This window comes from Thermodesulfovibrio sp. TK110, assembly GCF_054658355.1.
The window spans coordinates 192,144-205,068 of the sequence record NZ_BAAHNB010000001.1 but is presented as its reverse complement, the minus strand read 5'-3'; the positions used below and the strand labels follow the sequence as shown (position 1 = coordinate 205,068).

Here is a 12,925-nt window from a genome sequence, read left to right as displayed (position 1 = left end):
CTTAACCCTCAAGCCAAACTCTTTCTGTAATGCACCGAAATTTCATAATAGGGTATATCCATTCCTAATCTCTTTATGGTATTGATAATAGCCTCTGTTTTTCCTTTCCTTTGCATCTGTTCCGTTGTAATAAAAAGAAGTTCTTCGGGTTTAAAGTAAAATATTCCAAGAATATTTGGAATTGTCTGATCTGAAACAAGACAAACATGTATATGCTTCATCAAGCAGCTCCTTTATTACTCCTTTTTACTCAGGAAAATTGGATATCCCTGTTCCCTTATCTGCGGATCTTTAATAATACCATTTGCCTTTCCCACAATGTATATAGAGGATACTCCCATTTCTTCTGCTGCCTGAAATGCACCAATAGACATTGGCACCTTACCTCCTGTGGTGTCTACAAAAATGTTTTCTTCTTTAATGCCGTTTATTTTAAAGTATTCCAGAAATTTCGCTGTAAGCTCTTTCGCCTCTCTTGGATCGTTTGGATCTCTAATCATATCCTTTTCTGCTTCTATTTCCATTGGTGTATGTATAAAATGAACTTTATTAGAGAAAAGCTTAATCAATTTCACTGCATAATTTTTGCTCTGTTCTGTGTATAAAAATGCCACACGTTCAGGTTCCAGATGCCTTATTATCCATTCAGGCTGTTCCATCCTGCTTACTGGAATCACCATAGCTGTAACCTTCTCCTTTGGAAAAATAAACTCATCTCCTGTTCCTTTGAATTCTCTTCTCTTCAAGAACCATTTCATAATAGTTTTTCTGTTTATTAATGCAAGGAACAGCAATGCTAATTCACCAGCTACTTTTACATATTCAGCGATTATTGTTATGCTGTGAATTGCTTTACTAAAATTATGGAAAAACTCAATGAAGGAGAAAACATACAAAATACTTACAAAAAATATCAATGCAAGGGCAAAAATTGCTACATTTTTTTTAGTTGCTTTAAAATGCCCGCTCATAAAATGCTACTGACAAGCAAACACCAACCAAGAGGAAACATCTGAGAGCCTCTTTGAAATGTTCTTCTTGATTTAGGTGCCAGCATTTCTCCTCTGTCAATGCCTGCATAGTTTCTAATTTTAGCTCTTAAACGCTCATTAAGAAGCATTAATATTGTAGTACCCATCATTCCTGAGCCAAATCCAATTCTAAAATTGCATACATTGTTTTCATACCAATTCCTCAGAGAAGTGGAGTAAAGAAATTTTTTCTCAAATTTAATTAAATCCTGTGCCCATTCTGTAATACAATCCCGAATTGAGCTTAAATCCATCGGTATACTGATGTTTGAATTCTGTTTTACGAATTCAAAAAGCATGCTTCTGTCAAAATGGATATCAAATTCAAAAACAGCATTCTCAGGGATGCACTCTATCCATATGGTAGTTTTCTTCCCTTGCTGCTCCTCTTTATATCTCCATATTTCCTCTTTTTTCAAAATATTTACGGGAATTAGTATAGTCTGCAACTTTTCATAACAATAGGCATCGGAGACTTTAAGCATTTTAAGCCAGTCTGTATGAGGTGTTTTAGTTTTATTAAAAAGCACCATACTTTCAAAGTATTCTACGTTTGCCCAATCAAAAAGCTTTTTTTTATCAACTTTTTTGTCAATATCCTGGGAAATACGCCTTTCAATTTTCTCTGAAAACTCATCTGGAGAATTCTCTTTTAACATCTTTAGCAGTTTATATAAAATTGCAGTTCTTATTACACCTTTAATGGACGACCCTGGAATATAGGGATTTCCAAAGCCATCTCTTATTAGAGGTCTATAATCCTGCATTTTTGCAGCATCAGCAATAAGCAAGATCTTTCTGCCTGAAGAAAGTTCATTTAACAGGCTTTCATTAAGAGTAATAGCTTTGCTTTTTAAAAAATCAGCAAGACTAAAAAGATGACCTTCAGCCTCTACTCTGGCGCAGTAATCTCCGATGAGATTTCTTGATTGTAAAAACTTAGCCAGTCTATCCTCTGAAACTGGATAGAGATAATTCTGATAGATTATGAATTCAAATCTTGTCTTATTCTGTTCAAAACTACCAATGTGAACAGGAGATTTTATAATGAGTTTAAGTTTGCTTGTTTCAAAAATATTCATCTTTTACTCCTTAAGAGGAACTGTAAAAGCATATCCATAACGATAGACTCTATGGGTAAGCAACTGAGGAAAAACTTCCTCTGGTGTAACATCTACCATAGCTCCTCTTACTGGCTCGGCAAGCACACTTCCTTCTTTGAGAAATCCAACAGATTTTCTCTTAATTGCTAAGGCAGTTCTGCCGGATGTTATCCATCCTTTTTTTCTCTTTATAGTATAGGCAATTAATTTTTGAGCTAAAATATTCATCTCTTCGTCAGAGGGATGATAAAGAGAAAGGAGAGTATAGGCTGAAGCATCGGATTTTAAAATTTTCTCAAATACGCCATCAACAGGCTTAAACTCTTCAACCTCAAACATTCCATAACCAAAGGTTCTTTCACCACCTATTCCTGTTTGCCCGAGAAGTTTAAGAGCAGTTTTGAATTCCTCTATGAACTTTTCTTCTCTGAAGGCAACCAATCCATATAGTCCTGCTTCTTTTTGAAATCTTATGCTACCACAGAAATAAATGCTACTTTGAGAAGTATCTCTATCAATGGTGACTCTGGGACGCACCTCTTTTTTAAAGGCATTATCGTAGTATTCCAGTTTCTCCTTCATTGAATTAATATCCTCAAGCTTTGTAATTTTACCCATTTGCCATTTGATAAAATCATTAGCCTCAAGCCATCTGATCTTTTTTAGTTCCTTACCCACTTTTTTTCGTAAATCAGCTGAAATAAAGGAATCATCAAAAGGTCTGGGTAAAAAGTAATTATTCAAATTATATATGAAAAGAGAACTTAACAGAAAAGGAGGATCAGTCATGAAGTTTTCAATCCATCTTTGAACTTCATTTGCTTCATAGTAAATCGATACAGCATTTATCAGAGCAGAAAATAATGAGTCAGAGCTGAAGTTTTCCACCACATTTTCAAGATATATCCCTGTCTCTCCAAAATGCACAGGATCTTTGAAGCGGAGTTTATAGAAATATGACTGCATCTGACTTCCTCATCCAAAAAGAGATAGCAATTCTTCTTTTTTATTCAGGCTCTCTATTGATTTTGTCTCTCCTTTGCCTGATTTCAAATAATCTACAGTGACAGCTTTAATGCTTTCAAATTCTATTGCCACTTTGCCATAGCCTCTTGAACCATGTCCTCCCAGTGAATCCATCTTCAGAAGCTCAATTGCAAGATGGAGATTCTCAAGGTCTTCCTGCATAGTTTCTTTTTCTTCCACATTGTAAATTATTTCAAATTCAAACTCCGCACCCCTTGGTACTCTCTCAAGCTGTCTTGGATTAGCTGAAGAAGTAACACGGTCTATGGCATTTTCAAACTTCCACTCTGTAAACTGAAGTCCTGTATCAATCTGAGAAAGCTCTTCCGCGCTTTCTTTTGTAAGATACGCATCTCTAACAATAATCCTTGACGGATAATTCTTACCACCATCACTGCCAGTAGAACCAAAAAGTCTGCATATAGGACAGTTATAAGCATTCTTTGCATCTTTGCAAACATGGATATACACAGGATTCCCAGAAGTCCCTATATTTCTGCGGTTTTGTTCTCCAATTATTCCCAGTTTAATTGCCAGAGCTTTCTCAAGCAAAGCCCTTAATTTGCCCTTGATAGAACTTCCAGGAATATATGGTTCACGAGTTACAGGATCTCTAACAACAGAGGCATCAATTGCACCAATTTCAACATTTTCCTTTGATGCTCCTATATGAAGTCCTGTAAGACACTTTATCCTTCCTGTCATTTGAATTTTACCAATAATATTTCTATTCATCAGTCCCCTCCACCATAAAATTTATGATATGCAACAATGCTTTCAATGAGGGCAACAAGTTTTTTAAAGCTTCTATAAGACGCTGCTCCCCTATCAATCGCAGGAGCTAAAACATCCATCAGGGGTTTTACTCTATTCTGCCGACCTGCAGCATAGGCAAGACGGGGCTTGAGAAGAATGACCATATCTCTGTCAAAGTTTTTTCCTCTGGCAAACTGGTTGTCAAGCTTTCTTACGCCATCAAGAAATCTTCTTATCTGCGTGGTTTTAAGTTGAATATCCTTCAGATACTTACCTAATTTATCTGCCACTGCAACGAGTTCTGTAGCTGGCAAATCTTCAAGTCTGGTATAAGAGGATATCACTTTCTTTAATTCAGGGACAGGTGATTGTGTTTGATTTTTTTGACCATATCCCTGTCCATAATGTGCTCTTGTTTCAGCCATTTTATTTTCCTCCTTTCCTCATAAGCATAAGAGTCAGCAAAGTTGCTAACTCTGTTATCTCCCATTCTTTTTCATTGACATTCATGATAAACTCCTTCATTCTTGCAATATCTTCAGGAACACAATTTTTAAACTTTGCTCTTGATATAAGATAGCCTGCCCTTGGCAATACAAGGATCCCTTCCTCACGAAATCGTTTAGCCAGGTGAAATAGTCTGTAAAAGAATGTTTTTGGAAGCTTTTCTTCATCTGCTGAAAGATGATCGGATTTAGAGTTCAAAAATCTTTTAAAGAATTTCAGTCTTTCAAAAACTTTTTGAAGTGTATCCCAGCTCATTTTTCTACTGTCAAGAAGAGCAATAGAGTCTTTTGTGCCTTTTTTAGCCAGTTGTTCCAGCTTTTCAGAATCATTTGCATATTGATAAACAGGATAATCTTCATGATTTATTGCAACTCCTGCTGAGATTGTGAGAAATTTATTTCCCGTGAAAAGTTCAAAGTATTTTTTTATATCAACAGCAACCTCAATAGCATCAAGCCAATGCCCAATAATAAAAACATCATCTCCACCTGCATAAACAATCATAAGATTTCTTCCCCTTTTTTTCACACCTCTTTCAAGAATATCACAGCAAGCAAATTTTTTTCCCTCAACAATAAAATTCAGATAATACTTAAAAAACTTGTTCAAACGGCTGGATATTTCAGATCTTCTTGTAAAAGTTCTTTCACGCTCTTCAATGGCAGAATTGAAAATCTTTCCAAGATTATCCACATCCATCCTTAACACAGCCAGTCTATTAATACCAAAATCATTAACTGCATCTTTTAACTCCTTTAAATGACTCTTTTTATATATAGCCAGTGGAAGGAATATGTTATTTACATTTTTATAATTTTTAGCTCTAAGGTCATTTATCCGATAAATCTTAATAGCTGAACTCTCCAGTTTTTCATCACGATTTCGCCTGAAAATATAAAAAGCATTTTCTATCTTTATGTAATCACATGCAGGCTTTGCGGAGACTCTGTATATTACAGGTGCATTACCTTCTGAAATTTCAAGCAATTCTTCACCAAGTTTATATTGAAAGAAACAGGGTTCGCATACCTTTATGATTTCATCATCTCTTTGTAGAGATACCAGTGAACAATCCTCTCTAAAACACACTTCACATTGAGTGGTAAGACAACTTTTATCTGGATTTTTCGGTTGTAAAATCTCTTGAAGTCTGTTTACCCATGTTCTTCTTTTTGATTTTTCAAGCTTTTCACCTAAGGCATCAAATACTAAAGAGGAGTTTTCAATTTCATCTTCTCCAAAGGAGACATACTCAAGATGAAGCTGTAATTCTCCACTGAATTCGCTAAAAAGAAAAGATTGTATCCTATTCTTTAATTTATCTATCCTGTCTAATGCTTCCTTTGTGTTTGGAGAGAAGATACAGAAGTTACCAGCTGCTGAAAAAACAATATTACATCTTGTAAGGTTCAAAATATCAATAAGTTCGCTCACCACATGTTCTGTTAAAAGTTCAATGTAAAAAGACCTACCTTTAAGCGATCTTAATGCTCCCTTAGAACTTATTGTATAAATAAATTTCTGAATACCTGAAGTATCTCCTCCAATAAGAAGAAAGGGCTTCTCTTTTAATATTCCCTGTAGAGTCTCACTATTAAGGTAATTTTTCCAGTTATTACCATATCTTCCCTTTACATAGTGATATAAACATACAGAGACTGCAGACACAGTGAGACTGTGTTTAAATAATGAAACATCGCTGAAAACTCCGCCAAGAGGGATATTGCTTAGATATTTTTCCATAAGCATTAATAAAAGATTGATACTGTATGGAGGAGTAGTTAATTTTAAATCCATTTCAAAATTATCTATTAAAGCTTTATAACTTTCTTGATTTATAACTGGTTTATCAAATCTTGCAATAGGTATTTCTTCAGGCAAAAGCTGATAGTAAGGTATCCTGTCTATGGAATCATCAAGGTTATTGGGATTTCTTATTTTATAGAAAGGGGATACAAATGGCTCGTTATAGACGGTTTTTATATCCTTACGCTGACATACAAGATTATGTGAGCTTTCCCATAAGTGAAAGATTTCTTTTTTATCTCTTAAATACTCTTTAACTTTTGAAGCAGATGCATCATCCTTAAGATTTCTCTCTATCCATGCCAAACTCTTATCAACAAAGTTACTATCTGAATGGACTCCTTCTGCTCTTAAGCTGACTCTGCCAATATTGTAAAGAAGACCTCCCTTGGCGACTACCTCAAACTCTTCCAAGATTGCATCCTCTCAGAAAATGAGTATCTCATTCAATTTTATCATTTTAGTAATTTTAAAAAATTTCAAATTTCATTGCAAGTATTTTTGAAATATTGTTACAACATTTTTTTTGTTTCTCACAAGCAAAATTATGCTAAAATTAAAAAATTTTAAGTTAAAAATCAAAAAAAGGAGGTAAATCTATGCCACAAAAACCAATCATCAAACTTTTATCAGCATTATTAGCACTGGTTTTTCTTATTCAACTTACTGGCTGTGGGCAGATGATTACTGCAATTGAACATTCTGACATGCAGGTGAAACTCAAGATGACAGACACAATATTTCTTGATCCTGTAGCAAAAGCCAAAAACAGAACCGTGTATGTTGCAGTAAACAACACTTCTGACATGCAGGAAGTAGACACAGGAATGTTACAGAATCTCATAGCAAGCAGACTTACAGCAAAAGGTTATCAGGTAGTTCAGGATCCATCTCAGGCAGGCTATATTATCCAGGCTAATGTTCTTTACATGGATTACTACAGACAGACTGGGACAAAAGAAGGAGCAGTTGAAGGAGCACTGATTGGAGCAGGTTCTGGAGCATTAATAGGACAAAGTAGAGATACATCCATTGCTCTTGGACTTATTGGTGGAGTTGTAGGTGGAATTGGTGGAGCACTCATTGGTAAAGCACTTAAAGTTGAAACATACGCAGGAGTAGTTGATGTTGAATTAAGGGAGAAGACAGATAAACCAGTAACAGGACACATTGTAACCAATGCTCAGCAAGGTTCATCTACAACTATACAGACAAAACAAGAAGTAAACACAAACTGGCAGATTTACAGAACCAAAATAGTATGCACAGCACAGCAGACAAACATAGATAAAAACGAGGCAGCAAGAGCTATTGCAGAAAGAATAGCAACTCAGATTGGAGGAATGTTTTAGCAGAGTTTTTTTCCATTTCTTTAAAAATCTTATCATTGAACAATTAATGGCTGGCAGAGTGCCAGCCATTAATTAAAAAATTTTCAGGAGGAATCGATGAAAACTCTACTTCCCTCATCAATCTTTTGCATCCTTATTTTAATTCTTCTCTATGGATGTGCACCTTTGACCACAAAGGTAGAATGGGAAACTGGCAGTGTCATTAATCCTCAGTTTGCTGAAAAGGTAATTATTGTTAAAAAGTTTGATTTTACAACAAATTTAAAGGCAGGACTGAGAACTGAAGCAGTAGTAAGCGCTGATATTTCTAACTGTCTTATAAAGTCTCTGAGAAATACTCTTATTGGCTATGCTGTTTTAAAAGAAGAGGAAGCAAACAAGTGGGGCACCCCAAAAAGTCAAAGACTTTTTGGGGACCCCATTTCTCCCAGTGCAACAATTATCAGGATAATACCTACAAAGGTAACCACTGAGTATAACTTCTGGAGGACAAAAATTTTGGGAAATGTTTATGTTAAAATGCAAGCTCATAACACAGTAACAGAAATTGAAGGAGAAGGAAAAGCAAATGCTGAAATGCCCAAGGTTTGCTTTAAAGGAATACCCTGTGCTTTTGAAGTAGCCTTCAGTGAAGCATGCGATGATGTAGCAGCAAAAGTGGATAAATTATTAAAGTGAATTTACAGCTTCAAATAAGATAATAATGGATGAAACAACACAGACGGAAAAGCAGTTGGCTCTGGGGTTATATTGCTTTAGAAGGAGTTTACTGTGAAGAAAATAAGAAATAATAGAGGGTGGAACTATGAGGGGAAAGATTTTAGATTATATATGGAAGCAATTTCATAAAAATGGGTAAAGTCAATGCAGGCTATAGACAACAGAAAGCTTGCAATTGATTTAATTGACCATTATCTAAATTTTCTTTCTTTTGAGAAAAATAAATTTCTCATACCAGAAGACAATGAAAATATAGTCTTCTTGCCTGAAAACTGCATTGCCGAAATATTAGAGAGCATTAAAAATAAAGGATATGGAAATTTTGACCTTTTTCACATCATAAAAGATGAAGAAATATTAGCCAAGATAAAAGAACTTATTGAAAAAATTAATGCCGAAGCTGAATCGGAGTTAAAAATTGCCTTTGCCTGTCCTGTGATAAAAGTTAAAGATAAAAATCTTTATTATGCCCTCTCAAAAATGGAACTTAATCTATATGGAGAAAAATTAACTGTCACATCAATGGAATTCAACAAGGAACTTATAGAGAAAATAAAAGAACACTCCGATCTTGCTAATAAAGATGAAATAAAGATACCTAAAGATGGGAAAGATCATAAGAAAGATTTTGAATTCTTTATAACTATTTTTGAATTATTTGCAAGTTTAAGCCATTTACATGTAATAACTCTTCCAGAGCCTTTTTCAGCTGGTATAGTAACTCTTTCAATTATTAACAGTTTTAAAAAAATTAAAGAAAGATTAATTAAAAGGACGAATCAAGAAGAGCCTCCCTCTAAGACTATTCCGAAAGAAAATATGAAAGATTTAGATGAAAAAAAACCGGGCATTATTTATATCTATCCTGCGGAAAATTATACAAAAAAGATTATATCTGATTTACAAAAAATAAAAGAAAATCTTGATGAAAAGACAGTAAATAAAATCTCGCTACTTTGGAACCATGAACATGAAAGAAATGCAGAAGATACTTCGCTAAGCTTTTTTCCCATTCTATATGATAACCTTACAAAATCTCAAAAGGAAGCCTACAACAGCATGATAAAAAATATGTTTTCTCTTATTGAAGGACCTCCTGGCACAGGAAAGACACATCTTATTGCTATCTTTGCAGCGGATATGATTCTTGATAATAAGAAAACAATAATAACAAGCACAAACAATAAAGCTGTAGATAATGTCTATCAAAAGTTAAAGGAATTTGATGAAAAAAATAAACATTATCTTAAAACAGGGAAAATTCTTCACGGATATGTGAGGCTTGGCAGTAGCAATTATGTGAAAAGTTTTGTTGAGCATCTATTTACTTTTATCAACGAATTAGAACAATTAACTCCTCAGGAGATTGAAGAAAACATTGCTCAACTAAGTAAAGAAGTTGCCACTTTAGAAAGCTTTTTTGAAAAGTATACCTTAAAAAAGAACTTCTCTAATGCTGAATTTGAAAACTACTTTAAAGATACTTCATCAATAAAAAAATTTGATTACGGACATTTATCAACCTTTACCTACCTGTTAAAAAAACTCAATACCTGGTATGCCAATTTATTCCCATTTTCTTTATTAGTAGGGAAGAAATACAAAGAAGCACTGGAACAATTCTGTGAGGAAAAAGGACTAATTCTGCCAGCATTAAAGGATAAAAGATATTTAAGTTGTAAAGAAATCTACTTGCGTGAAAAGAACACATCCAGTTTTCTGGAAAGAGTTTCAGAGTTTAATAAGCTTGAAAGAGAGATTGAAATTCTTGCAGAGGAAGTGCAAAATCTTATACAGGAAAACACGAATGACATAGAGCAACTCTTTAAAAAAGCTGGAGAGATTTACTACTTCAGAAAAAGAGAACTAAAATATTGGCAACTGGCAAATGATAAAAAATGGCTTACCAAGATTGAAGAGAAAAAAGCTTTCATTGAAAAAGGCCAATTCTGGGGCTTAGAGGATTATTTATTTAAGCTTGCTCCAGTTATAATTACCACTGCCCTTACATCTCCTGCTGTTTGCAAACCCGATGTTGATATAATTGATTATGTAATAGTTGATGAGGCAGCTCAAACTCATTTCTGTTATACATTTTCTCTATTTATAAGGGGGAAGCATTTTATCGCAATAGGAGATGACAATCAACTTGGTCCTGTTATCACAAACATAGATTATATACCATTGATTGACATTGAACCACATCTTACCTGTGATAAAAGTGTCTATGAAGTTGTAAAAGCCTTAACCAACTATAAATACACTGGATTAAAAGAACATTTCCGATGTGCAAAATCAATCATAGAATTCTGCAATGAATTAATAAACTATGGATTGATAATTGAAACCACAGAAGACAGGTTAGACATAAAACATTCTCCAATATCAAATATTTTTGAGAAAAATCTTACATTCATAGATGTAAGGGGGCATTCAAGAGGTAAGCAAAGCAAATATAATGAAGAAGAAATCAACAAGATTGTAGATCTAATACATGAACTAGCCGCTCAAATAGATTTAAAACAGGTTGGAATCATAGCACCCTATAGATTACAGGTGGAGAAATTAAAAAACAGACTAAAAAATTTTAAGAACCTTACCATAGGAACTGTTCATACATTTCAGGGAGAAGAGAGAGATATTATAATCTTAAGTTGTGTATGTGGCAGTGCAGAAGAATTTCAACGAAGTAAACTTCTAACAGAAAAAAAACTTATAAATGTAGCAGTTTCCAGAGCCAGAAAACATTTAATCGTTGTAGGGAATAAAGATGCCATTGAAAGCATATCAGAGACTGGTAGTTTTGTATCCCCTATTAAAAAACTTTTGAATCACATCTTAAAACAAGGAGCGATAATATCTTAATGTTAAACCTATATGGGCTAACCCTATCTGAAAAAATACTTGACGAATTAGATTGAGTTATGATATAAATTTAAAACTCAAGTTTGGAAGAGGTTATCACCAACTTGAGCTTTCACTACAGTATCAACGATCTTTGACAAGTTTGGAACCTTAGAAAGGGGGTAAAAAATTAAAGTAATCACTTACATTTTGCCCCTTTCAAGAGGGGGTTATGAAAATATGGCTTTAAAAATCTTAAAAATCAATGAGTTACAGGGATAGCTGTTGGAATCGTGACCTCATTTAAAAGGGATTGCGACTCGTCGAGGTCGAATCCTTTAAATTTCATTTTTCCCCCCGTTGGAATCGTGACCTCATTTAAAAGGGATTGCGACATCATTTTTCTTCCTCCTTTGGGCATAAATAAACAGGAGTTGGAATCGTGACCTCATTTAAAAGGGATTGCGACCCCAATCGGGAGACTCTATTTGTACGAGAACTGCGACAGTTGGAATCGTGACCTCATTTAAAAGGGATTGCGACACTTCCCAATCCCCCGTTTCGTAATCCTCACGGATTATGATGTTGGAATCGTGACCTCATTTAAAAGGGATTGCGACTTTCATTTGCATCTGCCCCTCGGGAGTTACTCCCCAAGTTGGAATCGTGACCTCATTTAAAAGGGATTGCGACCAAAAGGCAGGCTTAAGGCTTTAGGCTTAAGTGATTAATGAAATTCACGTTGACACTTCAGAAATCAAAACTTCAGCCTTAAGCCTTCAGCCTTCAGCCTATGTTGACCTCATTTAAAAGGGATTGCGACACTTCCCAATCCCCCGTTTCGTAATCCTCACGGATTATGATGTTGGAATCGTGACCTCATTTAAAAGGGATTGCGACTTAAAGGCAGGCTTAAGGCTTTAGGCTGAAGGCTGAAGTGATTAATGATATAATTTTTTTATGGCAAATTACAGAAATTTGATTGTATGGCAAAAAGCGCATCAACTTGCTTTGATGATTTATAAGATAACAGAGCAATTTCCCAAGCATGAACAATTTGCATTAACATCACAAATAAGAAGAGCAGTATTATCAATACCAACAAACATAGTTGAAGGTTATAATAGGAAAAGCAAAAAGGAATTTATTCACTTTATCGATATATCGCTCGGTTCAATTGCAGAGGTTGAATATCTTTTAGAATTTTCAGTGGCATTAGGTTATATAGATGAATCGGCAATTAAGGAGACCAAGATGTTAATAGAGGAAGTAGGTAAATTATTGTGGAGTTTTCAAAAATCAAAACTTCAGCCTTAAGCCTTCAGCCTATCTTGACTTCTTAGTCAACAATACCAAAAAATTTTTTGAAATCAGACAAGCCATTTATCCCCTGAACACACTAAGCAAGCAGTAAGTATCTTTGACAACTTTGAAACAGGTAGCACAAAAATTGACACAGTCAGGAATTTTTAGGAGTGTGTCATGTGGTGCAAACCCTTGATTTTACTATGGGCGATGAGGGATTTGAACCCACGACCTCTTCCGTGTGAAGGAAGCGCTCTCCCCCTGAGCTAATCGCCCAAAACTTTTGAAATATAACGGGTTTTTAAATCTTTTGTCAACTTTTTTCTCAACAAAACTATAAAAAATGAAGGAAGCTATTGAGAAATAACAAAGGAGGAATTTATTTGAAAAAAATGCCGAAGGCGGGATTTGAACCCGCACGGGTTTCCCCACACGCCCCTCAAACGTGCGTGTCTACCAGTTCCACCACTTCGGC

The 12,925-nt window shown here is 34.8% G+C and carries 11 protein-coding genes, 2 tRNA genes and 1 CRISPR repeat array; of the genes, 4 read left to right on the top strand and 9 right to left on the bottom strand.

What is annotated here, in order from left to right; genetic code table 11:
- Positions 1–8: 8 nt before the first annotated feature.
- The 7 genes from ACYQ3X_RS01125 to cas10 are packed head-to-tail and all read right to left on the bottom strand — an operon-like array spanning position 9 to position 6,643.
- Positions 9–221 carry a hypothetical protein gene (locus tag ACYQ3X_RS01125; protein ID WP_460180003.1) on the bottom strand — a complete coding sequence of 71 codons (213 nt, stop codon included), beginning with the start codon at positions 219–221 and terminating at the stop codon, positions 9–11.
- Positions 222–236: 15 nt separating this feature from the next.
- On the bottom strand, positions 237–971 hold the full coding sequence (locus ACYQ3X_RS01120) for a hypothetical protein (protein ID WP_460180002.1): 735 nt from the start codon (positions 969–971) through the stop codon (positions 237–239).
- On the bottom strand, positions 968–2,113 hold the full coding sequence (gene csm5 / locus ACYQ3X_RS01115) for a type III-A CRISPR-associated RAMP protein Csm5 (protein ID WP_460180001.1): 1,146 nt from the start codon (positions 2,111–2,113) through the stop codon (positions 968–970). The genes ACYQ3X_RS01120 and csm5 overlap by 4 nt, the downstream gene beginning before the upstream one ends.
- Before the next feature lie 3 nt (positions 2,114–2,116).
- Positions 2,117–3,100: a type III-A CRISPR-associated RAMP protein Csm4 gene (gene csm4 / locus ACYQ3X_RS01110; RefSeq protein ID WP_460180000.1), complete on the bottom strand. Its 984-nt coding sequence runs from the start codon at positions 3,098–3,100 to the stop codon at positions 2,117–2,119.
- A 9-nt stretch (positions 3,101–3,109) separates the two neighbouring features.
- Positions 3,110–3,895, bottom strand: coding sequence for a type III-A CRISPR-associated RAMP protein Csm3 (csm3, locus tag ACYQ3X_RS01105; protein ID WP_460179999.1), 786 nt, complete (start codon positions 3,893–3,895; stop codon positions 3,110–3,112).
- The gene (gene csm2 / locus ACYQ3X_RS01100; protein ID WP_460179998.1) at positions 3,895–4,341 is read right to left on the bottom strand and encodes a type III-A CRISPR-associated protein Csm2; all 447 of its coding nucleotides are present in this window, start codon (positions 4,339–4,341) and stop codon (positions 3,895–3,897) included. The genes csm3 and csm2 overlap by 1 nt, the downstream gene beginning before the upstream one ends.
- Before the next feature lies 1 nt (position 4,342).
- Positions 4,343–6,643, bottom strand: coding sequence for a type III-A CRISPR-associated protein Cas10/Csm1 (gene cas10, locus ACYQ3X_RS01095; protein WP_460179997.1), 2,301 nt, complete (start codon positions 6,641–6,643; stop codon positions 4,343–4,345).
- A 185-nt stretch (positions 6,644–6,828) separates the two neighbouring features.
- On the opposite strand from cas10, the gene ACYQ3X_RS01090 reads away from it, so the two are divergent.
- The 4 genes from ACYQ3X_RS01090 to ACYQ3X_RS01075 all read left to right on the top strand — a co-directional run bounded on the left by ACYQ3X_RS01090 (position 6,829) and on the right by ACYQ3X_RS01075 (position 12,462).
- A complete protein-coding gene (locus tag ACYQ3X_RS01090) occupies positions 6,829–7,581 on the top strand; it encodes a complement resistance protein TraT (protein WP_460179996.1) in 753 nt (250 codons plus the stop codon).
- A 96-nt stretch (positions 7,582–7,677) separates the two neighbouring features.
- Complete coding sequence (locus tag ACYQ3X_RS01085) at positions 7,678–8,259, top strand: hypothetical protein (protein WP_460179995.1); 582 nt, start codon at positions 7,678–7,680, stop codon at positions 8,257–8,259.
- A 186-nt stretch (positions 8,260–8,445) separates the two neighbouring features.
- On the top strand, positions 8,446–11,166 hold the full coding sequence (locus ACYQ3X_RS01080) for an AAA domain-containing protein (RefSeq protein WP_460179994.1): 2,721 nt from the start codon (positions 8,446–8,448) through the stop codon (positions 11,164–11,166).
- A 263-nt stretch (positions 11,167–11,429) separates the two neighbouring features.
- Positions 11,430–11,838: a CRISPR direct-repeat array (repeat unit 36 nt; unit sequence GTTGGAATCGTGACCTCATTTAAAAGGGATTGCGAC).
- 267 nt (positions 11,839–12,105) lie between these two features.
- Entirely contained in the window at positions 12,106–12,462 is a 357-nt protein-coding gene (locus tag ACYQ3X_RS01075; protein WP_460179993.1) for a four helix bundle protein, read from the top strand.
- A 192-nt stretch (positions 12,463–12,654) separates the two neighbouring features.
- On the opposite strand, the gene ACYQ3X_RS01070 is transcribed toward ACYQ3X_RS01075, so the two are convergent.
- A tRNA-Val gene (locus ACYQ3X_RS01070) sits at positions 12,655–12,726 on the bottom strand.
- Between the two features lie 117 nt (positions 12,727–12,843).
- Positions 12,844–12,925, bottom strand: a tRNA-Leu gene (locus ACYQ3X_RS01065).